This window comes from Streptomyces sp. NPDC051183 (genome assembly GCF_040682455.1).
Classification (GTDB): Bacteria; Actinomycetota; Actinomycetes; order Streptomycetales; family Streptomycetaceae; genus Streptomyces.
This window is the reverse complement of record NZ_JBFBBA010000005.1, coordinates 1-23,194: the sequence shown is the minus strand read 5'-3', so window position 1 is coordinate 23,194 and position 23,194 is coordinate 1. Positions and strand designations below refer to the sequence as shown.

At 71.0% G+C, this 23,194-nt stretch carries 19 protein-coding genes; 13 read left to right on the top strand and 6 right to left on the bottom strand.

Features of this window, described 5'->3' with window-relative positions:
- Window positions 1-82: 82 nt before the first annotated feature.
- Complete coding sequence (locus tag AB0M99_RS05785) at window positions 83-799, bottom strand: hypothetical protein (protein WP_365917409.1); 717 nt, start codon at window positions 797-799, stop codon at window positions 83-85.
- A complete protein-coding gene (eccE, locus tag AB0M99_RS05780) occupies window positions 796-2,079 on the bottom strand; it encodes a type VII secretion protein EccE (protein WP_365917408.1) in 1,284 nt (427 codons plus the stop codon). Before eccE ends, AB0M99_RS05785 begins: the two co-directional genes overlap by 4 nt.
- A 255-nt stretch (window positions 2,080-2,334) precedes the next feature.
- Between eccE and eccB the strand changes: the two genes are divergently transcribed.
- The 4 genes from eccB (at window position 2,335) to AB0M99_RS05760 (ending at window position 6,087) form a co-directional block, all read left to right on the top strand.
- Entirely contained in the window at window positions 2,335-3,918 is a 1,584-nt protein-coding gene (eccB, locus tag AB0M99_RS05775; RefSeq protein ID WP_365917407.1) for a type VII secretion protein EccB, read from the top strand.
- Window positions 3,919-3,980: 62 nt separating this feature from the next.
- Window positions 3,981-5,174, top strand: coding sequence for a type VII secretion-associated serine protease mycosin (gene mycP / locus AB0M99_RS05770; RefSeq protein WP_365917588.1), 1,194 nt, complete (start codon window positions 3,981-3,983; stop codon window positions 5,172-5,174).
- Window positions 5,175-5,391: 217 nt separating this feature from the next.
- A complete protein-coding gene (locus AB0M99_RS05765) occupies window positions 5,392-5,730 on the top strand; it encodes a hypothetical protein (RefSeq protein ID WP_365917406.1) in 339 nt (112 codons plus the stop codon).
- A 48-nt stretch (window positions 5,731-5,778) separates the two neighbouring features.
- Window positions 5,779-6,087, top strand: coding sequence for a WXG100 family type VII secretion target (locus tag AB0M99_RS05760; protein ID WP_365917405.1), 309 nt, complete (start codon window positions 5,779-5,781; stop codon window positions 6,085-6,087).
- 82 nt (window positions 6,088-6,169) lie between these two features.
- Here the strand turns inward: AB0M99_RS05760 and AB0M99_RS05755 are convergent, their stop codons facing one another.
- Both AB0M99_RS05755 and eccCa read right to left on the bottom strand, forming a co-directional pair.
- Complete coding sequence (locus AB0M99_RS05755) at window positions 6,170-6,415, bottom strand: DUF397 domain-containing protein (protein WP_030303613.1); 246 nt, start codon at window positions 6,413-6,415, stop codon at window positions 6,170-6,172.
- 95 nt (window positions 6,416-6,510) lie between these two features.
- Window positions 6,511-10,488, bottom strand: a complete 3,978-nt coding sequence (eccCa, locus tag AB0M99_RS05750) for a type VII secretion protein EccCa (protein ID WP_365917404.1) — start codon at window positions 10,486-10,488, stop codon at window positions 6,511-6,513.
- 186 nt (window positions 10,489-10,674) lie between these two features.
- Here eccCa and eccD point away from each other — a divergent pair, with 186 nt between their 5' ends.
- The 6 genes from eccD (at window position 10,675) to AB0M99_RS05720 (ending at window position 17,831) form a co-directional block, all read left to right on the top strand.
- A complete protein-coding gene (gene eccD, locus AB0M99_RS05745) occupies window positions 10,675-12,189 on the top strand; it encodes a type VII secretion integral membrane protein EccD (protein WP_365917587.1) in 1,515 nt (504 codons plus the stop codon).
- A 182-nt stretch (window positions 12,190-12,371) separates the two neighbouring features.
- Window positions 12,372-12,659, top strand: a complete 288-nt coding sequence (gene rpsO, locus AB0M99_RS05740) for a 30S ribosomal protein S15 (RefSeq protein WP_365917403.1) — start codon at window positions 12,372-12,374, stop codon at window positions 12,657-12,659.
- Between the two features lie 307 nt (window positions 12,660-12,966).
- On the top strand, window positions 12,967-15,189 hold the full coding sequence (locus tag AB0M99_RS05735) for a polyribonucleotide nucleotidyltransferase (protein ID WP_365917586.1): 2,223 nt from the start codon (window positions 12,967-12,969) through the stop codon (window positions 15,187-15,189).
- Window positions 15,186-16,565: a pitrilysin family protein gene (locus AB0M99_RS05730; protein ID WP_365917402.1), complete on the top strand. Its 1,380-nt coding sequence runs from the start codon at window positions 15,186-15,188 to the stop codon at window positions 16,563-16,565. The genes AB0M99_RS05735 and AB0M99_RS05730 overlap by 4 nt, the downstream gene beginning before the upstream one ends.
- Window positions 16,566-16,591: 26 nt before the next feature.
- Window positions 16,592-17,344, top strand: a complete 753-nt coding sequence (gene dapB / locus AB0M99_RS05725; RefSeq protein WP_365917401.1) for a 4-hydroxy-tetrahydrodipicolinate reductase — start codon at window positions 16,592-16,594, stop codon at window positions 17,342-17,344.
- A 19-nt stretch (window positions 17,345-17,363) separates the two neighbouring features.
- A complete protein-coding gene (locus tag AB0M99_RS05720; RefSeq protein ID WP_365917400.1) occupies window positions 17,364-17,831 on the top strand; it encodes a hypothetical protein in 468 nt (155 codons plus the stop codon).
- A 49-nt stretch (window positions 17,832-17,880) separates the two neighbouring features.
- Here the strand turns inward: AB0M99_RS05720 and AB0M99_RS05715 are convergent, their stop codons facing one another.
- Together AB0M99_RS05715 and AB0M99_RS05710 are read right to left on the bottom strand one after the other, a co-directional pair.
- The gene (locus AB0M99_RS05715) at window positions 17,881-18,438 is read right to left on the bottom strand and encodes a PH domain-containing protein (protein ID WP_365917399.1); all 558 of its coding nucleotides are present in this window, start codon (window positions 18,436-18,438) and stop codon (window positions 17,881-17,883) included.
- 48 nt (window positions 18,439-18,486) lie between these two features.
- Window positions 18,487-18,726: a hypothetical protein gene (locus AB0M99_RS05710; RefSeq protein WP_365917398.1), complete on the bottom strand. Its 240-nt coding sequence runs from the start codon at window positions 18,724-18,726 to the stop codon at window positions 18,487-18,489.
- Between the two features lie 216 nt (window positions 18,727-18,942).
- Here AB0M99_RS05710 and thyX point away from each other — a divergent pair, with 216 nt between their 5' ends.
- The 3 genes from thyX (at window position 18,943) to AB0M99_RS05695 (ending at window position 22,594) form a co-directional block, all read left to right on the top strand.
- On the top strand, window positions 18,943-19,683 hold the full coding sequence (gene thyX, locus AB0M99_RS05705; protein ID WP_365917397.1) for an FAD-dependent thymidylate synthase: 741 nt from the start codon (window positions 18,943-18,945) through the stop codon (window positions 19,681-19,683).
- Window positions 19,684-19,894: 211 nt separating this feature from the next.
- Entirely contained in the window at window positions 19,895-20,794 is a 900-nt protein-coding gene (gene dapA, locus AB0M99_RS05700; RefSeq protein ID WP_365917396.1) for a 4-hydroxy-tetrahydrodipicolinate synthase, read from the top strand.
- Between the two features lie 114 nt (window positions 20,795-20,908).
- Window positions 20,909-22,594 carry a ribonuclease J gene (locus AB0M99_RS05695; RefSeq protein WP_365917395.1) on the top strand — a complete coding sequence of 562 codons (1,686 nt, stop codon included), beginning with the start codon at window positions 20,909-20,911 and terminating at the stop codon, window positions 22,592-22,594.
- Window positions 22,595-23,194 lie beyond the last annotated feature (600 nt).

Sequence of the window (23,194 nt, the reverse complement as noted above, 5' to 3'; positions counted from 1 at the left end):
ACAACACCCTCCGGGCCAACCGCCCCCCGGCCAGGGCAACCCTCAAGACGACCGCCGGGGCAACCGCCGGGGTCAGCCGGGCTCAGTCGACCCGTCTCGCCGCGCCCAGCAGGCCCGTCTCCGTCTCCGTCGGCTGCGTCATCACGAACTGCCGGTCCCGCTGCGTGCACCACAGCGTCACCCCGTCGCCCAGGGTGGGCAGCGAGGCCACCGCCCCCTGCGGCAGGTGCATCAGACGGCCGATCTGCTCCGCCTCGTCGGGGGAGACCCGCTGGACGCCCACCAGCGCGGAGTTGCGCAGCAGCCGCGGCGCCGTCGGGCTCAGGTACGGCAACAGGGTCAGCACCGACTGCCAGGGTCCCGCCACCACGCGCCCGCGCGGCGGCCGCATCCCGCAGTCGCGGACCACCAGTACCGGGCTGCCGGCCGACGCTCCCTGCGGCGGCACCCGGCCCACGTCGTGCAGGGTCACGCACTGCTGGCCGCCGCCCGCGGCCCGGGCCAGCCCGGTCCACACCGCGCCGCGTCCGGTCTCCACCGCCACCCGCGCACCGGTGGCCGCCGCGCGCAGCGCCAGCACCTGCGCCGTCCACAGACCGCCGATCAGCGTGATCTCGTACGGTGTCGGCCGGTTGACGCCGAGCACCGAGGGCCGCCCCTCGGCGTCCACGCCGATGACGACGCCGTCGTCCCCGAGGGGCAGGGCGAGCGCGTCCAGGTCCGCCGCCGACAGCACGTGCCGCTCGCGGCGCGGGCCGATCAGACCGAAGCCGCCCCGTGCGCCACCGGTACCCCTCATCGCGTGCCTCCCAGCGGCAGCGAGGCCAGCAGCCCCGGTACCTGTTCGCGGTCGAGCCGGACCAGCCCCGTCTTCACACCACGCGCGGTCCGCTCCAACTCGCGCCGCGCGGCGACCAGTTCCTCGTCGCTGCGCCCGGTGACCCGGACGTGCCCAGTCAGGGTCACCCCGTGCCGCCCGCCCGGTGCCACCGTCAGGCTGAAGTTCGTCGCCAGCGCCGGCAGCGAGGTCAGGAGCGCCACGAACTGCGGCAGGGCCGCCCCGGCGCCGCCCAACTGCGGCCAGCGCCCTATCCAGTACGTCGTGTGCCGCCGGTCGTCGCAGCGCCAGACCCGCGCGGTCTCCTCCGTACGCCGCCCCGGACCGCGTGTGCCCGCCGTCCGGCCGGCCTGGGTGATCGCCATCGGGTTGGCGCACGAGGACGTGGCCAGCGCGGCCGTGAGCTCCTGCTCGGTCAGCACGGTCGCCCGGAAGCCGGCCCCGGTCAGGCGGCTCGCCAGCTGGTCGGCCGCCCGTACCAGGCACCGCTGCGCACCCTCCTGCCCGCCGCCGCGCGCGGTGACCGCCTCGGGGCACAGCTCGGGGTCGAGCTTGAGCGCGACCCAGGTCAGCCGCACCGCCGGGGAGCCCGTCCGGGCTTGCAGCGGTGCGTAGTTGAGGGTGGCCATGGACTGGGCCGGCAGGTGCGGCGCGGGCGCCGGCTGGGTGTGCTGGACGAGCTGCGCGGACTCCAGCCGGATGCCGTCCACTTCGAGGATGTCCCGTACGAGGGCCAGCGGCAGCGGCCGCGCCGTCCGGTCGGGCCGCAGGGCGGTGGCGTCCGTGTCCACCTGGACGACCGCGGTCAGGAAGGTCCCGTCGCCGACCATCCCGACGGGCCGCCGGTCCCGGCCGCTGAAGGTGAGGGTCCGCAGCGCCGGATCGGCCTCGACCAGCGGGGCCAGCCCCGGCTCGGTGCCCGCGGGCACGGCGGAGGCGGCAGCCCGCAGGCGGCGCGCGCGCAGCGCGAGCGCGGTGCCGATCCACTCGGGCAGCGAGCGCTGGTGGCGGCGTACGACCGCGAGCACCACGAGGACGAGGGCGAGCGCGCCGGCGGGCGCGAGGAGCAGCGGTTCTACCGCCCAGGCCACGAGCAGTGCGGCCGCGGCGACCTGGAGCAGTACGAGCTGTTGCAATCGGAATGGCCCGAACCGCCCCGGGCCCGCCTCCGGATGCGGGGTCACCCCGTCGCGCGGGGGCGCGGCCGTACCGGTCTGCGGCTGCGCAGTGCTCGATCCCACGGGCGCACCTCCCCTTCCAGGACCGGACCCCGTGGCTCCCGGCGCTGCGCGGCGGCCTGCCGCACGCCCCCGGAACCCTCCCCAATCCGCCCCAACAACCCAGAATTCCACGGCCCTTACGGGCAGCGGTGGCAACCGCACCCTACCCGCCACCGTCAGACGCCCCGTCAAGAGGCATAGTAGGTGCCCGGTCTGACAATCGAGGCCCGGCGACCGCGGTCACCGGCCGGGCCGTGCGGGGAGAAGCAGGCGGTCATGGCATCACGACGCGATGAGCTCAATGCGTACACCTTTGCGAAGCGGCGCACGGTGGCCGCGTTTCTCCAGCCCTCGGCCACCGGGACCGAGGAAGGAGCCCCGCGTCCGCTGCGCGCGGTCGTCCCCGGGCTGGTGACGGGCGCGCTCCTGCTCGGCGCCTTCGGAGCCTGGGGCATGTTCAGACCGGTGGCCCCCAAGAACTGGGACGCCCCCGGCACCCAGGTGATCGTCGGCAAGCAGTCCACGACCCGGTACGTCGTTCTGGCGACCACCGTCAACGGCAAGGAGCAGACCCGGCTGCACCCGGTGATGAACCTGGCCTCCGCCCGGCTCCTGCTCGATCCGGCCAAGTTCAAGGTCGTCCAGGTCGACGACCGGATGCTCGACAAGGGCAGGCTGCCGCGCGGCCCCATCATCGGCATCCCCTACGCCCCCGACCGGCTCCCGGCCCCCGCCGACGCGGGCAGGGCCAAGCGCTGGGCCGTCTGCCAGCAGCCGGGCGGCAACGGCCGGGGCGTGCAGACCGCCGCCTTCGTGCTCGCGGAGCGGGAGGAGGGGGTGATGGACGGCGCGAGCCGGCTCGGCGACACCCAGGCGCTGTACGTGCAGAACTCCGACGGGGCCAAGGAGCGGTACCTGGTCGACTCGACGGGGACGAAGTACCGGTTCCCCGAGGGCACCGCGGACGCGGGCACCATGACCAACGCCATGGTCGGCACCGGCGCCACCCCGCAGCCGGTCACCGAGGCGTGGCTGGCCACGCTGAACTCCGGCGAGGACCTGGCCTTCCCGCAGTTGCCCGGTGGCGCACCGGCCGGGACCGACGCGGGCGTCCGGGGCCTGGTCGGCGAAGACAACCGGGTCGGCATGGTGCTCAAGGCGATGACCGGATCCGGCGCGCAGCACTACGTGGTGCTGCCCGGCAGGGTGGCCCCGGTCTCCGACTTCGTCGCCTGGCTGCTGATCTCCTCGCCCGCGACCGACGGCCTCAACATGCACGGCAAGGCCCGCGAGGTGGACCTCCAGTCGCTGAGCCCGGATCCGGCGCCGTTCCGGAGCGATGCCAAGTGGCCGCAGAAGAAGGTCGACCGGGTGAACCAGGCCGCACCCGCCTTCGCCTCCGCCTCCGCCTCCACCCCGGCCCCCGCCCCCACCGGGGACCGCGACACCGTCTGCAACGTCCTGCGCTCGGTGGACGGCCAGGGCAACCAGACGCTGAGCACCTGGGCCGGCACCGGCTTCCCCGTCGACATCACCGCCAGCGGCACGAGCGCGTACGTCACGCCGGGCTCCGGGCTGCTGTACACCCAGCTGCAGGGCCGCCAGACCACCGCCGGCGGCTCCCTCTTCCTGGTCACCGACACCGGACTGCGGTACGCCGTGCAGGCCAACGGCGACAGCGACGCGCCGCAGGCCCCGGCTCCGGCCGCGGCCGACGGACGCCCCCAGCCCAGCCAGGCGCAGACCCGGCTCGGTTACGGGGGCGTCGTGCCGGCCATGGTGCCCATCGCCTGGTCGGAGTTCCTCTCCAAGGGGCCGCGGCTGGACACCAACTCCGCCCGCCAGCCCCAGGGCTCCTGAGGATGCCGCCCGTGCCGAAGCGGAAGCCCGTGCCGATCCGGAAGCCCGCCGCCGCCCTCCTGCTGGCCGCCCTCTGCGCTGCCGCCGCCGCGCAGCAGGCCCCGTACGACCTCCCGTACGCGCTGCGCCCCGACGGCGCCGGCGAGTGCACCTTCCCCATGAAGAAGCAGATCGAGGACCGCCCCTGGGCCCTGCAGCGGCTCCTGCTCGACGAGCTCTGGGCCAGGACCAAGGGCACCGACGCGAAGGGCAACAGCGTCCGCGTCGCCGTCATCGACACCGGCGTCGACCGGACCAACCCGCAGCTCGCCGCCGCCGTCGACGCGGGCTCCGGCCGGGACTTCGTCGACCCGCAGGGCGGCGACGGTACGCGCGACACCGTCGGGCACGGCACCCGGGTCGCCGGACTCATCGCGGCGCGACCCCAGCCGGGCACCGGCTTCGTGGGCCTGGCCCCGGAGGCCACCATCATCCCCGTCCGGCAGAGCGACGGGCAGGGAAACGGCGACACCGCGACGCTGAGCCAGGCGATCGACCACGCGCTGGCCAAGGGCGCCCAGATCATCAACATCTCCCAGGACACCGACGTGCCCCTGAGCCCCGACTCGGCCCTGGGCAAGGCCGTGGAACGGGCCGTCGCCGCGAACGTCGTGGTGATCGCCTCGGCCGGCAACGACGGGCTGAGCGGCGAGAAGCGCAACACCTACCCCGCGGCCTTCGAGGGCGTCCTGGCCGTGGCCTCCTCGGACCGCAACAACGAACGGGCCGCCTTCTCCCAGCCCGGCGCCTTCATCGGGGTCGCGGCGCCCGGCGTCGACATCGTCTCCACCGTCCCCGGATACGGCCAGTGCGTGGACAACGGCACCAGCTTCTCCGCGCCCTACGTCGCCGGAGTCGCGGCCCTGCTGCGCGCCGAGCACCCGGAGTGGACCGCTCAGCAGATCGTCTGGCAGATCGAGAACACCGCCGAGCGCGCCGTCAACGGCCGTGACGATTACGTCGGATGGGGTGTCGTCGACCCGGTGCGCGCCGTCACCCAGGACCGCGAGCCCCCCAGGGCTCCCGTCCGGGACCCGGGCCCGCCCCCAGCTGCGGCCCCGCACGTGCCCGCGCTGAACACGGCCGAGTCGGCGCAGGAGCGGGAGGAGCGGCTGGGGACGTACGCCCTGGGGACCGGCGCCCTGCTCATCGCCGTGGTCGCCGGGACCGCGACCGTGATCAGGGACGCCCGCCGGCGCCGCCGCCGTTTGCAGTGAACGGTCACAGTTCGTCAACGGAAGCCGCACGACGGTATTGGGGGCTGACCGCGAACTGGCTACAGTGACAACCGGCTTCACGACTGTGATCGGGGGATTGGCGTGAAGCGGAGGGGGTTTCCCGGGCGCGCGTGGCTGGAATCCACGCCCCGGACTGTCCGCTCCGCCACGCAATCCGCCGGTTCGGACCGGCGTATTGAGAAGTGAGGGGCTTCGGATGACCAACAATTTCGGACTCGCCGACGATCCGGTCGTCAAGGCGACGAACAGGATCGCCGACACGGCCAACAACGTCACCAAGCAGGCCCGCGAACTGGCGGACATCCTCGCCACCGTGAGCGCCGGCTGGACGGGCGTGGGCGCCTCGGGATTCGTCTCGGCCCAGACCCTGGTCAACGAGGACCACGATCAGATCCGCAAGCTGCTCGGAGTACTCCACCACGCGGTCTCCGAGACGAAGAACCTGAGCAACGCCCAGGACGACGACGTGCGTGCGGCGTTCAACACCGTCAGGAACGCCACCGGCGGCAACGGCTCGGCCCTCAACGGCATCTGAAACGGCATCTGGAACGGCAGCCGATCCCACGTCCGAAGGAGAAGATTCATGTCCGGCAACGACGGCCACACCAAGGTCCAGTACGAGAGCGTCCAGATCATGGCCGACCGGATCCGGGCGATCTCCCAGAAGATCGTCCAGGACCTGACCGACATGGACCGCGCCCTGAAGGTCGTCACCGACACCTGGGACGGCGAGGCGCACGCCCAGTACGTGCAGCTCCAGGCCAAGTACAAGGGCAAGGCCGAGCACATGCGCGACCAGCTGGCGCTCGTCGCGGACCTCGTCGAGCGCGGCAAGTCCGACTACCGCGCCACCGACGTCAAGGCCTCGCGCCTGTTCACTGAGGCCTACTGACACCGGACCCCGCCCACGCGACGGCGAAGGGGCGCGCCCGCATCGGGCGCGCCCCTTCGCCGTGCACGGTCGCCGTCCGGTGTCAGCGCGGACCCCGGTCGAGGTCGAACTCGCCGTCCCTGGCCCCGAGTACGAACGCCTCCCACTCGGCCGCCGTGTAGCGCAGCACGGTGTCCCGGTCGAGCGAGGACCGCATCGCCACCGCGCCCTCGGGCAGCCGGGCGATCTCGACCCGCTCCTCGTCCGGGCTGGTCCCGGGCGGGCCCTCCCACTCGACGCCGCTGATGTCGAGTGCGTACAGCTCGTCCTTCTCCTGCTGGGTGCCCATGTGCGGCCTCTCCCTCGGTGCGCGGTGCCACTGCTGCGTTCGCTGCTGATTATCGGTGCAGACCAGGTGGCCGGGGGAGGCTTTCCCGCGGATCGTCACGCCTCCGGCAGCCGGCCGAGCTGCACCAGGGACGTGCCCCGCCTGCGCGTGGTGAAGTACGCCCGTCCCGGGGGCATCGGGCGGGGCCTGACGTTTCCGACCAGGTCGCCCTCGGAGGGGTCGCCGGACAGCACCACGCCCTGCGCGCCCAGCTCCTTGATCCGCTGCATGAACGGCTCGTACAGCGAACGCGAGGCCCCCGCCGAGTTGCGCGCGATGACGAAGCGGACCCCGGTGTCGCGGGCGAACGGCAGGAACTCCACCAGCTGGGCCAGCGGATTGCCCTGGCTCGTCGCCACCAGGTCGTAGTCGTCGATGACGATGAACACGTCGGGACCCGTCCACCAGCTGCGGTCGCGCAACTGCTGCGGGGTGACGTCCGTCGGCGGCTGCCTGCGCGAGAACACCCCGACCAGGGCCTCCATGTGCATCTGCAGGGAGCCCGCCATCGGCGCGTACTCCAGCAGGTGCTCCTCCGGCAGCGCCCCCAGCAGGCCGCGCCGGTAGTCGCCGACCACCAGCCGGGCCCGGTCGGGAGAGTAGCGGTCGGCGATCTGCCGGGCGATGAGCCGCAGCAGGTTCGTCTTGCCCGACTCGCTCTCGCCGAAGACGAGGAGGAAGGGATCGGTCTCGAAGTCGACGAACACCGGTTCCAGGGCCGTCTCGTCGATACCGATCGCCACCCCGCGGCCGGGGTGCTCCCCGCCCTTGGGCAGCTGCTCGGCGTGCAGCAGCCGCGGCAGCAGCCGCACCCCGGGGGCCGCGGCGCCCGTCCAGTTCTCCTTCACCGCCGCCACGAAGGCCGCCGTCGCCTCCGACAGGTCGTCCGCGTCGTGCGAACCGTCGATGCGCGGGAGCGCGCCCAGGAAGTGCAGCTTCTCCGGCACCTGGCCGCGGCCCGGCATCCCGGTCGGCACGTTCGCGGCGACCCGCCGGTCGAACTCGGAGTCCATGACGTCGCCGAGCCGCAGCTCCAGCCGGCTGAGCATCTGGTCCTTCAGCGCCGCCCGCACCTCCATGTAGCGGGCCGCGGTGACCACCACGTGGATGCCGTATCCCAGCCCCCGGGACGCGATGTCGGTGACCACCGCCTCCAGGCCCTCGTACTCGCCCCGGAAGCCGCCCCAACCGTCGACGACCAGGAAGACGTCGCCCCAGGGCTCGCCCGGCAGCTCCCCGGCCGCGCGCCGCCGCCGGTAGGTGGCGATCGAGTCGATGCCGTTGGAGCGGAAGAACTCCTCGCGCCGGTTCAGGATCCCGCCGACCTCGGCGACGGTGCGCCGCACCCGCTCCGGATCCAGCCGGGAGGCGATCCCGCCCACGTGCGGCAGTTCGGCGAGCGAGGAGAGGCTGCCACCGCCGAAGTCCAGCCCGTAGAACTGCACTTCACACGGGGTGTGCGTGAGCGCGAAGGAGGAGATCAGCGTCCGCATCAGCGTCGACTTGCCCGACTGCGGACCGCCGACCACCAGCATGTGCCCCGCCGCACCCGCGAAGTCCCGGTACAGCACCTCGCGCCGCTGCTCGAACGGCTTGTCGATCAGGCCGAGCGGTACGACGAGCCCCCCGGGCCGCGTGTACCCCTCGGCGTGCAGCCCCCGCTCGGCGCTCGGGGCCAGCGCGGGCAGCAGCTGGTCCAGCGGCGGCGCCTGGTCCAGCGGCGGCAGCCACACCTGGTGCGCCGGCACCCCCTGCCCCTCCAGCCGGCCCACGATCACGTCTAGCACCGTGTCCGCCAGCGTGTCGTCGCCCTGCGCGGCCTGCGCCGCCAGGTACGCCGGATCCGGGGCCGCGTACACCACCGGCACCGGCGCCGCCGTGAACAGCGCGGGCCGCCGCTCCACGGGGAACAGCCCGGCCGGCAGGTCCGGCCCGCCCGAACGGTAGGCGCCCGAGACGTAGGCCGCCTTGAAGCGGGTCATCTCGTCCGTACCGAACTTCAGATAGCCCGAACCGGGCACCGGGGGCAGGTGGTACGCGTCCGGCACGCCGATCGCGGTCCGCGACTCCGCCGCCGAGAAGGTCCGCAGGCCGATCCGGTACGAGAGGTACGTGTCGAGTCCGCGCAGCTTGCCCTCCTCCAGCCGCTGCGAGGCCAGCAGCAGGTGCACTCCCAGGGACCGGCCGATGCGGCCGATCTGGATGAACATGTCGATGAAGTCGGGCTTGGCGGTCAGGAGTTCGGAGAACTCGTCGATGACCAGCACCAGCGACGCGAGCGGCTCCAGCGGCGCACCCGCCGCGCGGGCCTTCTCGTAGTCGTGGATGTTGGCGTAGTTGCCCGCCGAGCGCAGCAGTTCCTGCCGGCGCTGGAGCTCGCCGCGGATGGAGTCGCCCATGCGGTCCACCAGCGTCAGGTCGTCCGCCAGGTTGGTGATGACCGCCGCGACGTGCGGCATCTGCCCCATCCCGGTGAAGGTGGCACCGCCCTTGAAGTCCGCCAGTACGAAGTTCAGCGTCTCCGAGGTGTGCGTCACCGCCAGGCCCAGCACCAGCGTGCGCAGCAGTTCCGACTTGCCCGAACCCGTCGCGCCCACGCACAGGCCGTGCGGCCCCATGCCCTCCTGCGCGGCCTCCTTCAGGTCCAGCATGACCGGGGCGCCCCCCTCGCCCACGCCGATCGGCACCCGCAGCCGCTCCCCGGCCGACCGCGGCCGCCAGGTCCGCGCCACGTCGATCTGAGCCGCGTCCCCCAGGTTCAGCAGGTCCGTGAAGTCCAGATTGGCGAGCAGTGGCTCGTCATCGTCGCCGCCACCCGTGCGCAGCGGCGCCAGCTGCCGCGCCAGCGCCTCCGCCGCGGGCAGCGACAGGACGTCCGGTACGCCCTCGTACGCGACGCCTCCGCCCGACTCCAGCCGCAGCCGGCCCGGCCGCACCACGACCGACAGTCCGCCGCGGGGCTCGTCCAGGGTGCCCGCCACCACCTCGACGACGGTGACGCCCTGCAACCCCTCGGCCGCCGCGAATACCGAGTCCGGCGGAACCAGACCCCCGCGGGGCGAGTCGGGGTCGAGCACGATCACCAGGTGCGGCTGGTCCAGTACCGGGGACCCCTCCCGGCTGAACCGCGGCCGCCCCTCCAGCCGGGGCGCCAGCAGCCCCTCCAGCTCGGTCAGGTCGTCGCCGAACAGCCGCTTCGTACCGGCCCCGTCGTAGGCGCCGGCTCCGCCCTGCACCTGCGCGTGCGGCAGCCACTTGATCCAGTCCCAGGAGGGCACCGCGCCCGGCGCGGCCACCACCGCGACCACCAGGTCGTCGGGGGAGTGCAGCGTCGCCAGCTGAGCCACCAGCGCCCGCGCCGTGCCGCGCGCCGATTCCGGCTCACCCGACACCGTCACGTGGTAGAAGGCCCGGATCGACACCGCCACCGGCAGCCCGTCCAGCGAGGAGTGCACCCGCAGGAAACGCTGCATCGCCCCCGCCGCCAGCGGCTCCAGCTCGTCCACCGGCGCCGTCTCCGGAGCCACCAGCGGCGTCACCAGCTGCTGCGCGCCGAGCCCCAGCCGGGCCTGCCCGAAGTCCACGTCGCCGACCCGCCGCTCCCACAGCCGCGAACCCTCGGCCACCACCGACCACAACTGCTCCGGAGCGGGGTGCAGGTACAGCTGCGCGTCGCGCTGCGCCCGCGCCGTACGGCGTACCCGACGGCGCGTCTGCGCCAGGTACTTCAGGTAGTCACGGCGCACATCGGCCATTTGCCCCTGCGTACCGCGCCGGTGGCGCACGATCTGCGCGGCGGCCATGGCTGCCGTGGACACGAGCATCAGGACGCCCATGACGCGCATGAACGGGTGATTGCCCGGCAGGAAGAAGAAGACGACCGACGAGCCCATGCCCAGCATCGGCAGGAGCTGCATCAGCATGCCCTCCTGCTGCCCCCGCGGAAGCTCCGGCGGAGCCTCAAGTCTCAATTCCTCAGAAGGGAGTTCGGGCGGCAGCGACCTCGGCGGGCGTCTGACGACGATCTGGCTCACCGGAGCATCAATCCCTCGAAAACGGACGGGACATCGCTACCGGCGGCCCCAAGTCCCGGGCGCGGAGGGGGACTCCTGCGCGCGACGGCGATCCTACTTGCCGACAGTCATGCATACTCCCGGTAGTGTGACGCGCGCTGCATGCGCATCCGCGAATCCGACATCGCCGACCTCGGGGGACACAAGGTGAGTACGGCCGGAGCCACGGGCTTTTGCAGGGTCACCGTCGTGGCCCCCGACAGCCGCATCGACGTCGCCCTTCCCGAGGACATCGCGGTCGCCGACGTCTACCCCGAGCTGCTGCGCCTCACCGGCCAGACCCAGCCCGTCGGCGCCCCCACCGGCTTCCACCTGGTCCGCCGCTCCGGCACCGTCCTCGACGGCGCCCGCACCCTCGCAGCCCAGCGCGTCCTCGACGGGGAGGTGCTGAGCCTGCGCCCCTTCGCCGAGTCCCTGCCGCCCGCCGTCTTCGACGACGTCTCCGACGCCGTGGCCTCCGCCGTCGTCCGCGACCGGCACCGCTGGAGCGACGACATGCTGCGCGGCGCGGGCCTCGCCGGCGCCGCACTCCTCTTCGTCATGCTCGGCCTCGTCCTCTGGTACGCCGACCCCGCCCTGCACGACGTGCACGGACTGCCCGGGGTCATCGCCGGCGCCGTCGCCCTCCTGCTCACCGCCGCCGCCGGGGTCCGCGCCCGCGTCTACCGAGACAGGGGCTCCGCCGTCGCCCTCGGCCTCGCCGCCGTCCCGCACCTGCTGATCGCCGGCGCCGCGATCATCGCCCCCGCCGCGGGCGAGGGCCCCGGCCGCCTCCAGTTCCTGTTCGGCTGCGTGTGCGTCCTCGTCGCCTCCGTCGCCCTGGTCGCGCTCACCCCCCACGGCGACGCCCCGTTCGTCGCGGCCACCTTCCTCGGCGCCACCGGGACCCTGGCCACCTTCCTCGCCATCGCCACCGAGGCCACCGCGACCGCCACCGCCGCCGTCTGCGCCACCGTCGCCATCGGGCTCGTCGCCTTCCTCCCCGGCCTCTCCGCCCGCTTCGCCCGGCTCCCCATCGGATACGCCGCCCCGCAGAGCGCCACGGAGTACACCGAGTACACGGCGACCCCGGACCGCTACGACACCGAGCCGTACGGTGAGCAGGACGGCGCCGACCAGCACGACGCCGGAGCCCGCCTCGACGCCGAGGCCATCGCCGCCCAGGCCCGCCGCGGCCACGAGATGCTGCTCGGCCTGGTCGGCGGCTGCGCCGCGGTCGCCGTCGGCTCCGCCGCCGTCCTCGGCTTCTCCGACGACACCTGGGGCCGCCTGCTGGCCCTCGCCGCCGGCCTCGCGATGCTGCTGCGCGCCCGCCTCTTCCGCTACACCTCGCAGGTCGCCTGCACCCTGGCCGCCGGCCTCGCCGCCGTGGGCCTGCTCATCCTGGGCCTGGCCATGCACCCCCCGGCCGACCTGATCGCCGAGTACGTCCGCTACCACGACCGCAGCGGCCTGGACCTCCGTACGATCTGGCTCTCCGCCGCCGTGGCCGCCGGCGCGGCCCTCCTCGTCGGTATTTCGCTGGTCATCCCCCGCCGCGGTCTGTCACCCTTCTGGGGGCGCCTGCTCGACCTCACCGAGGCGGCGGTACTGCTCAGCCTGATCCCGCTGGCCCTGGCCGTGCTCGACGTCTACACCCGGGCCCGGGCGCTCACCAGCTGAGACGTGGGTGAGCGGCAGCCTGGTACGCTGTGTGACGGCCGTTTGTGTACGCGTCCCCCGGACTCTTCTCCGAAGGTCTGTGGACTGCGCTCAGCGGACCCCGCCTCCCGAGTTACGGAAGATCCCCAGAGAATTCGACCTGGGGCACTCGGTGGCAACGAAGACCTAAACGAGGAGTACGCGTGCCGCTCGACGCCGCTACGAAGAAGCAGATCATCAGCGAGTTCGGTGCCAAGGAGGGCGACACCGGCTCTCCCGAGGTCCAGGTCGCGATGCTGTCCCGCCGCATCTCGGACCTGACCGAGCACCTGAAGGCCCACAAGCACGACCACCACTCCCGTCGTGGTCTGCTGATCCTGGTCGGCCAGCGTCGCCGCCTGCTGCAGTACCTGGCCAAGAAGGACATCCAGCGCTTCCGTACGCTGGTCGAGCGCCTCGGCATCCGCCGCGGTGCGGCCGGCGCCAAGTAAAGACGCTGTGAAGGGAGCGGTTCCCACACTCAGGGGGCCGCTCCCTTTGCTGTACGTGCGGGACGTACCGGACGCTTTGTAGTCTGGACGCACGTGCACAGTGCATGACGCAGTACGTGCACAACTGAAGAGGAGGAGCGCCCTCCCTACGCCGCCGGTCCTCGGTAGTGGCACCCGGAAAGCCCCCACGGGCCCAGAATCCGGATGCTTCGATCGAAGACCGGCCCGCACGCAAGGAGCGCTTCTCCGCAACCGTCCACCACCACACGGGTGGCGGACGGAGACGACGAAAATGGAGAAAACGCTAGTGGAGAACGAGACCCACTACGCCGAGGCCGTCATTGACAACGGTTCCTTCGGCACCCGCACCATCCGCTTCGAGACGGGCCGTCTGGCCCGCCAGGCCGCCGGCTCCGCCGTTGCCTACCTGGACGACGACACGATGGTGCTTTCCGCCACCACCGCGTCGAAGAAGCCCAAGGACCAGCTCGACTTCTTCCCCCTGACGGTCGACGTCGAGGAGCGGATGTACGCGGCCGGCAAGATCCCCGGCTCCTTCTTCCGCCGCGAGGGCCGGCCCTCCGAGGACGCGATCCTCACCTGCCGCCTGATCGACCGCCCGCTGCGCCCGTCCTTCAAGAAGGGCCTGCGCAACGAGATCCAGGTCGTCGCCACGATCATGGCGCTCAACCCGGACCACCTGTACGACGTCATCGCGATCAACGCCGCGTCCGCGTCCACCCAGCTGGCCGGCCTGCCCTTCTCCGGCCCGATCGGCGGCGTCCGCGTCGCGCTGATCCGCGGCCAGTGGGTGGCCTTCCCGACGCACACCGAGCTCGAGGACGCCGTCTTCGACATGGTCGTCGCGGGCCGCGCCCTGGAGGACGGCGACGTCGCGATCATGATGGTCGAGGCCGAGGCCACCGAGAAGACCATCGCCCTCGTCAAGGGCGGCGCCGAGGCGCCGACCGAGGAGATCGTCGCCGCGGGCCTCGAGGCCGCGAAGCCGTTCATCAAGGCCCTCTGCAAGGCCCAGTCGGACCTGGCCGCCAAGGCCGCCAAGCCCGAGGGCGAGTTCCCGGTCTTCCTGGACTACCAGGACGACGTGTACGAGGCCCTCGCGGCCGCCGTCAAGGGCGAGCTCTCCCAGGCGCTGACCATCGCCGGCAAGCAGGACCGCGAGACCGAGCTGGACCGCGTCAAGGAGATCGCCGCCGAGAAGCTCCTCCCGGCCTTCGAAGGCCGCGAGAAGGAGATCTCCGCCGCCTACCGCAGCCTGACCAAGGCCCTGGTGCGCGAGCGCGTCATCAAGGACAAGGTCCGCATCGACGGCCGCGGCGTCACGGACATCCGTACGCTGGCCGCCGAGGTCGAGGCCATCCCGCGCGTGCACGGCTCGGCGCTGTTCGAGCGTGGCGAGACCCAGATCCTGGGCGTCACCACCCTCAACATGCTCCGTATGGAGCAGCAGCTGGACACCCTTTCCCCGGTGACCCGCAAGCGCTACATGCACAACTACAACTTCCCGCCGTACTCCGTCGGTGAGACCGGCCGCGTGGGCTCGCCCAAGCGCCGCGAGATCGGCCACGGCGCGCTCGCCGAGCGCGCCATCGTGCCGGTCCTCCCGACCCGCGAGGAGTTCCCCTACGCGATCCGTCAGGTGTCCGAGGCCCTCGGCTCCAACGGTTCGACGTCCATGGGCTCGGTCTGCGCCTCCACCATGTCGCTGCTGAACGCCGGTGTGCCCCTCAAGGCCCCCGTCGCCGGTATCGCCATGGGCCTGATCTCCCAGGAGATCGACGGCAAGACCCACTACGTCGCCCTCACCGACATCCTCGGTGCGGAGGACGCCTTCGGCGACATGGACTTCAAGGTCGCCGGCACCAAGGAGTTCGTGACCGCCCTCCAGCTGGACACCAAGCTGGACGGCATCCCGGCCTCCGTCCTGGCCGCGGCCCTCAAGCAGGCCCGCGACGCCCGCCTCCACATCCTCGACGTGATGATGGAAGCGATCGACACGCCGGACGCCATGTCCCAGTACGCCCCGCGGATCATCACCGTCAAGATCCCGGTGGACAAGATCGGTGAGGTCATCGGCCCCAAGGGCAAGATGATCAACCAGATCCAGGAGGACACCGGCGCCGAGATCACGATCGAGGACGACGGCACCATCTACATCGGTGCCGCCGACGGCCCGGCCGCCGAGGCCGCCCGCGCCACGATCAACGCGATCGCCAACCCGACCATGCCGGAGGTCGGCGAGCGCTACCTGGGTACGGTCGTCAAGACCACCACCTTCGGTGCCTTCGTCTCCCTCATGCCCGGCAAGGACGGCTTGCTGCACATCTCGCAGATCCGCAAGCTCGCCGGTGGCAAGCGCGTGGAGAACGTCGAGGACGTGCTCGCGGTCGGCACCAAGGTCCAGGTCGAGATCGCCGAGATCGACCAGCGCGGCAAGCTCTCGCTGATCCCCGTGATCGACGGCGAGGCCGCCGGCGACGAGGCTGACAAGGACGACTCCGACAAGTGACGTCGCGTAGTTCCCGTGTGACGGCCCGCCCCTCCTCGGAGGGGCGGGCCGTCGCCCGTACCCAAACACTGCTCAAGGGCAGCAACGGCATCGGCACCGTCCGCCGCACCGTCCTGCCCGGCGGACTGCGCGTCGTCACCGAGACGCTGCCCTCCGTCCGCTCCGCCACCTTCGGCATCTGGGCGCACGTCGGCTCCCGCGACGAGACCCCGACGCTCAACGGCGCCACGCACTACCTGGAACACCTCCTCTTCAAGGGCACCGGCAAGCGCAGTGCCCTCGACATCTCCTCCGCGATCGACGCGGTCGGCGGCGAGATGAACGCCTTCACGGCGAAGGAGTACACCTGCTACTACGCACGGGTGCTCGACACGGACCTGCCGCTGGCCATCGACGTCGTCTGCGACATGCTCACCGGCTCGCTGATCCGCGAAGAGGACGTCGACGCCGAGCGCGGCGTCATCCTCGAAGAGATCGCGATGACCGAGGACGACCCGGGCGACATGGTCCACGACCTCTTCGCGCAGACCATGTACGGCGACACCCCGCTGGGCCGCCCCGTGCTGGGCACCGTCGAGACGATCAACGCACTCGGCGCCGACCGGATCCGCCGCTTCTACAAGAAGCACTACGACCCCACCCACCTGGTCGTGGCGGCCGCGGGCAACGTCGACCACAACAAGGTCGTACGCCAGGTCCGCGCGGCCTTCGAGAAGGCCGGCTCGCTCACCCGCACCGACGCCGAACCGATCGGCCCGCGCACCGGCACCAAGCGCATCCGCACCTCCGGCCGCGTCGAGCTGGTGAACCGCAAGACCGAGCAGGCCCACGTGGTCCTCGGCATGCCGGGTCTCGCCCGCACCGACGAGCGCCGCTGGGCACTGGGCGTCCTGAACACCGCCCTCGGCGGAGGCATGTCCTCCCGCCTCTTCCAGGAGGTCCGGGAGAAGCGCGGCCTGGCCTACAGCGTGTACTCGTACACCTCGGGCTTCGCCGACACCGGCCTCTTCGGCGTCTACGCCGGCTGCCGGCCCAGCCAGGTCCACGACGTGCTGCGGATCTGCCGGGCCGAGCTCGACAAGGTCGCCTCCGACGGGCTCTCCGACGAGGAGATCCGGCGGGCCATCGGCCAGCTGTCCGGCTCCACCGTCCTCGGCCTGGAGGACACCGGAGCGATCATGAACCGCATCGGCAAGAGCGAGCTGTGCTGGGGCGACCAGATGTCGGTCGACGACATGCTGGCCCGGATCGCCGCCGTGACCCCGGACGACGTCCGGTCGGTCGCACAGGATGTACTGGCCCAGCGCCCCTCGCTCGCTGTGATCGGCCCGCTGAAGGAAAAGCAGGCCGCCCGCCTCGACGAGGCCGTCGCCTAGTTCCGTACGTAGGTTAGGAAGCGAAGATGAGCAAGCTGCGCGTGGCAGTCCTCGGCGCCAAGGGCCGTATCGGCGCCGAGGCGGTCAGGGCGGTCGAGGCCGCCGAAGACATGGAGCTCGTGGCCGCCCTCGGCCGCGGCGACGATCTGGAGACGCTGGCCGAGGCCGGTGCCCAGGTCGCGGTCGAGCTGACCACACCGGACTCGGTGATGGGGAACCTCGACTTCCTCGTCCGCCACGGCATCCACGGAGTGGTCGGCACCACCGGCTGGACCGAGGACCGCCTCGCGCAGCTGAACACCTGGCTCGCCGCCTCCCCGGCGACGGGTGTGCTCATCGCCCCGAACTTCTCCATCGGCGCCGTCCTCACCATGAAGTTCGCCGCCCAGGCGGCCCGCTACTTCGAGTCCGTCGAGGTCGTCGAACTGCACCACCCGAACAAGGTCGACGCCCCCTCCGGCACCGCGACCCGTACGGCCCAGCTCATCGCCGCCGCACGCGCCGAGGCCGGCTGCGCCCCGCAGCCGGACGCCACCGCCACCGGGCTCGAAGGAGCCCGCGGCGCGAACGTCGACGGGGTCCCGGTGCACGCGATCCGCCTGCGCGGCCTGCTGGCCCACCAGGAGGTCCTGCTCGGCGGCGAGGGCGAGACCCTGACCATCCGTCACGACTCCCTGCACCACAGCAGCTTCATGCCGGGCATCCTGCTCGGCGTGCGCCGCGTGACGCAGACCCCGGGCCTCACCTTCGGCCTGGAAAACTTCCTCGACCTCGGCTGATGAGCAGGCAGTAGTCCCCATGCGCGCGAAGATCACCTACTTCATCACGGCCGCCGTCCTGGCCGTGTACTTCGTCCTGGTCGGCAGTCGGGGCCTGATGCTGATCCGGCACGGCACCTGGATCACGGTCACCTTCGGGGTGGCCGTGCTGATCCTGCCCGTCATCGGCGTGTGGTTCCTGTGGAAGAACACGCAGTTCGTCACCAAGGCCAACCAGCTCGCGACCGAGCTGGAGGCCGAGGGCGGACTCCCCGTGGACGAGCTGGAGCGGGACAAGTACGGCCGGATCCTGCGGGACTCGGCCGACGAGGTCTTCGCGCGCCGCAAGGCCGAGACGGAGGACGCCCCGGGGGACTGGCGCAGCTGGTTCCGCCTCGCCGTCGCCTACCACGACGCCCGCGACACCCCGCGGGCGCGCAAGGCCATGCAGCGGGCGATCTCCCTGCACGCCGCCGTACCCGTACAGGAAGGGCCCGTACAGGTCTGAATCCTGTACGGGCCGTCCGTGCGCGGGCGGGAGAACCGGGCGGCGCCGGTCAGGCGGGAACGGCCCGGTACTCGTGGGCCCAGGCCTCGACCGTGTCGGCAGCCCGGTCGAAGGCCTCGGTCCGCGACAGGAAGTCGGCGTTGTGGTCGGTCAGCAGCACCGGCAGCTCCGCGCCGCCGTGCCCGGCCACCGTCAGGGCCTGCCCCTGTACGGTCCTCGGCAGTCCGAGCCAGCGCACGGGCTGCTGCACCGTACGGACCTCGGCGACCTGGCTCCAGGCGAGCGAGCGGGTCGCGAAGAAGGACACCCGGCGCAGCCCCTTGCGGCTCACCCAGACGCCGGTGCGCAGCAGGCGCAGCGCCGAGCCGACCACGGCGAGCGAGGCGGCCAGGCTGGCCGCCGCACCGCCCCACGTGCCCGCGGCGGCGATGATCATCGTCGCGAGCAGCATGAACGCGGCCAGCAGGAGCAGCAGGGCGGCGATGGCGACCCGCCAGGGGCCGGGCCGGTAGGGCCGGCGCCAGCGGTCGTGGTCTTCGTAGGGGAGGACGTCCTCCCCGTCGTGCGCGTCGAATGCGCCGTCGGCCGTCAAGAAGGGCAGGGGCACGGCTGGACCTCACTCACATGCACGTTCGGTTGGGCAGTGCCCGTGAGGCTACCGCCCCTGGGACGCCTCCGACTGCTGCGACTTCTCGGGCGCCTTGCTGGGCTGCAGTGCGGGCAGTCCGAAGAGCAGCGAGCCGACGAGCCCCGCCACCACGGTCATCCCGACCAGACTACGGGCGGCGATCTGGGTCTTGCTCAGACTCTCGCGCGGCGGTGGAGTGACGTTACTGCGGAAACGGTCGGCCTCGGCGACGAAGGCAAACGGGACGGGTTCGCGCCGGCGGAACATGGGGTGGATCTCCTCACGATCGAGTTGGTGTGCGTTCTACTACGTAGGACGCACGAACGGCCGGATCGGTGCCGGATTTCGGGACATTCACCAAATTTTATGGCGCTCCGTCAGCCGACCGGGTGACCGGACCGGCCGCACGGACGTGCGCCGAGAGGTGCGGCGGGCGCCGTAGAGTGGGCGCGCCCCAGGTAAGAGCGTTCGGAAGGACCCCCGGTGAGCGAGACCGCCGCTTCAGATCTGAAACCCAGCTACCGCAGCGATGTGACGGTGGAGCTGGTGAAGCACTCCGCCGCCGACTCCGACGTGCTGTGGGCCGCCCGTGTCTCCACGGCCGGTGAGCAGTCCCTGGAGGAGCTGCAGAAGGACCCGGAGCGCTCCAAGGGCCTCATCAACTACCTGATGCGGGACCGCCACGGCAGCCCCTTCGAGCACAACTCGATGACCTTCTTCATCAGTGCCCCGATCTTCGTGTTCCGCGAGTTCATGCGGCACCGCGTGGGCTGGTCCTACAACGAGGAATCCGGCCGCTACAGGGAGCTGGAGCCGGTCTTCTACGTCCCGGACGCCGAGCGCAAGCTCGTCCAGGAGGGCCGCCCGGGCAAGTACGTCTTCGTCGAGGGCACCGCGGCCCAGCAGGAGCTGACGAGCCGGGTCATGGAGGACTCGTACCGTCAGGCGTACGAGGCCTACCAGGAGATGCTGGCGGCGGGCGTGGCCCGCGAGGTTGCCCGTTCGGTCCTGCCGGTCGGTCTCTTCTCCTCGATGTACGCCACGTGCAACGCGCGCTCGCTGATGCACTTCCTCGGTCTGCGCACGCAGCACGAGCTCGCGGCGGTCCCTTCCTTCCCGCAGCGGGAGATCGAGATGGTCGGCGAGAAGATGGAACAGCACTGGGCGCAGCTCATGCCGCTGACGTACGCCGCCTTCAACGGCAACGGTCGCGTTGCCCCGTAAGGCCTGCCCGGGCCCGTTCTGACGGGCGACGTACAGATGTGCGGAACGAAGTCCGAAGTGTCCGTATTGCGGCGTTTCGTAAAGTTCATCTAGGCTGATCAAACGGACCCGGCACTGCTTGAACCCCCGAGCAGGCAGTGCCGGGCTCCAACACCGTCATCACGTCCCCCGAGGGGACACCGCGAGCGTGGCAGCGAGTAGCGTGTTACCCATGGCTCCGATCTCGACTCCGCAGACCCCCTTCGGGCGGGTCCTCACCGCCATGATCACGCCGTTCACGGCTGATGGCGCACTCGACCTCGACGGCGCGCAGCGGCTCGCCGTCCACCTGGTGGACGCAGGCAACGACGGCCTGATCGTCAACGGCACCACCGGTGAGTCGCCGACCACCACCGACGCGGAGAAAAACGACCTCGTACGAGCCGTACTCGAGGCGGTCGGAGACCGCGCCCACGTCGTCGCCGGCATCGGCACCAACGACACCCGCCACACCCTTGAGCTCGCCCGCCAGGCCGAGCGCACCGGCGCCCACGGCCTGCTCGCGGTCACCCCGTACTACAGCAAGCCGCCGCAGGAGGGCCTCTACCGGCACTTCACGGCCATCGCCGACGCCACCGAGCTGCCGGTCATGCTCTACGACATCCCCGGCCGCAGCGGTGTCCCGATCAACACCGAAACCCTGGTCCGCCTGGCGGAGCACCCCCGTATCGTGGCCAACAAGGACGCCAAGGGCGACCTCGGCCGCGCCAGCTGGGCCATCGCGCAGAGCGGCCTGGCCTGGTACTCGGGCGACGACATGCTGAACCTGCCGCTCCTGTCCGTCGGCGCGGTCGGCTTCGTCTCCGTGGTCGGCCACGTGGTCAGCCCCGAGCTGCGCGCCATGCTCGAGGCCCACCTGGGCGGCGACGTCCAGAAGGCCACGGAGATCCACCAGAAGCTGCTCCCCGTCTTCACCGGCATGTTCCGCACCCAGGGCGTGATCACCACCAAGGGCGCGCTGAACCTGCAGGGCCTGCCCGCGGGCCCGCTGCGGCTCCCGCTGGTCGAGCTGACCGCCGAAGAGACGGCCCAGCTCAAGATCGATCTTGCCGCCGGCGGGGTACAGCTCTGACAACAGACTTCACAACTGAATAAGCAAGACCGAAACCGACAAAAGCAAGTGCACGAATGACATGCGCGCCACGTGCCTTACGAGGTACGTGGCGTGTGTGGTGAGGAGATACTTTTGAGCCATCCGCATCCTGAACTCGGACCGCCGCCGAAGCTGCCCAAGGGCGGCATGAGGGTCACCCCCCTGGGTGGCCTGGGCGAGATCGGTCGCAACATGACCGTCTTCGAGTTCGACGGCCGTCTGCTGATCGTCGACTGCGGCGTCCTCTTCCCCGAGGAGGAGCAGCCGGGCATCGACCTGATCCTGCCGGACTTCACGTCCATCAGGGACCGCCTCGACGACATCGACGGCATCGTCCTCACGCACGGCCACGAGGACCACATCGGCGCCGTCCCCTACCTCCTCCGGGAGAAGCCGGACATCCCGCTGATCGGCTCCAAGCTGACGCTGGCCCTCATCGAGGCCAAGCTCCAGGAGCACCGCATCCGCCCCTACACCCTTGAGGTGAAGGAAGGCGAGCGCGAGAACCTCGGCCCCTTCGACTGCGAGTTCATCGCGGTCAACCACTCCATCCCGGACGCCCTGGCCGTCGCGATCCGGACCCCCGCGGGCCTGGTCGTCGCCACCGGCGACTTCAAGATGGACCAGCTCCCGCTGGACAAGCGCCTCACCGACCTGCACGCCTTCGCGCGTCTGAGCGAAGAGGGCATCGACCTCCTCCTCTCGGACTCGACGAACGCCGAGGTCCCGGGCTTCGTCCCGCCCGAGCGCGAGATCTCCAACGTCCTGCGCACGGTCTTCGCGAACGCCCACAACCGGATCATCGTGGCCAGCTTCGCCAGCCACGTGCACCGCATCCAGCAGATCCTCGACGCCGCCCACGAGTACGGCCGCCGCGTCGCCTTCGTCGGCCGCTCGATGGTCCGCAACATGGGCATCGCGCGCGACCTGGGCTACCTGAAGGTCCCGCCGGGCCTCGTCGTGGACGTCAAGACCCTCGACGACCTGCCGGCCCACGAGGTCGTCCTGGTCTGCACGGGGTCGCAGGGCGAGCCGATGGCGGCCCTGTCCCGCATGGCCAACCGCGACCACCAGATCCGGATCGTCCCCGGCGACACCGTGATCCTGGCGTCGTCCCTGATCCCGGGCAACGAGAACGCGGTCTACCGCGTGATCAACGGCCTGACGCGCTGGGGCGCCAACGTCGTGCACAAGGGCAACGCCAAGGTGCACGTTTCCGGCCACGCCTCCGCGGGCGAGCTGCTGTACTTCTACAACATCTGCAAGCCGCGGAACCTGATGCCGGTCCACGGCGAATGGCGCCACCTGCGCGCCAACGCCGAGCTCGGTGCCATGACGGGCGTCCCGAAGGACCGCATCGTCATCGCCGAGGACGGCGTGGTCGTCGACCTGATCGACGGCAAGGCCCGCATCGCCGGCAAGGTCCAGGCCGGGTACGTGTACGTCGACGGCCTCTCGGTCGGCGATGTCACGGAGGCCTCGCTCAAGGACCGCCGGATCCTCGGTGACGAGGGCATCATCTCGGTCTACGTCGTGGTGGACAGCACCACCGGCAAGGTCGTGAGCGGCCCGAACATCCAGGCCCGCGGCTCGGGCATCGAGGACTCGGCCTTCGGCCCGGTCGTCGCGAAGATCGAGGAAGCCATCGGCCGCGCCGCCGCCGACGGCGTCGCGGAGCCCCACCAGATCCAGCAGCTCATCCGCCGGACCATGGGCAAGTGGGTGTCGGACAGCTACCGCCGCCGCCCGATGATCCTCCCGGTCGTCGTCGAGGTCTGAGCCTCGTCGTACTGACATCACTGGAGCGGGGCAACCGGATTTGCGTCCGGGGGCCCCGCTCCAGTACGTTTACGTCTCCACCCCGCACGACACCCGGGCACATACGTGTGCCCGGACCGGTCGAGGCGGGCGGGTGGGAATCCAGACCTGGGAAACCTGATAAAGTCTGGCTCGCCCGAAAGGGAAAGGCCCTCCAATGGCCATCCAATTCAAATCCAAGCCGAAAACGGCGAGGAAATGATCTGGTAGAGTTGGAAACGCCGGAAAGGGAAAGCGCGAAAGCGAAGAACTGGAAAGCAGCGGGACCGAGTCTGATAGAGTCGGAAACGCAAGAACGAAGGAAGCGCCCGGAGGAAAGCCCGAGAGGGTGAGTACGAAGGAAGCGTCCGTTCCTTGAGAACTCAACAGCGTGCCAAAAATCAACGCCAGAAGTTGATACCCCGTCCACTTCGGTGGATGAGGTTCCTTTGAAAAAGACCTGTGAGGTCGCCTTCGGGTGATGCTTGCAGGCAATTACACAGCGAGGACGCAGTGGACGGTCGGTCTTATTCCGACATGACTGTCCCGCTCTAAGTGCGTGTGCACCCGATTACGGGTAAA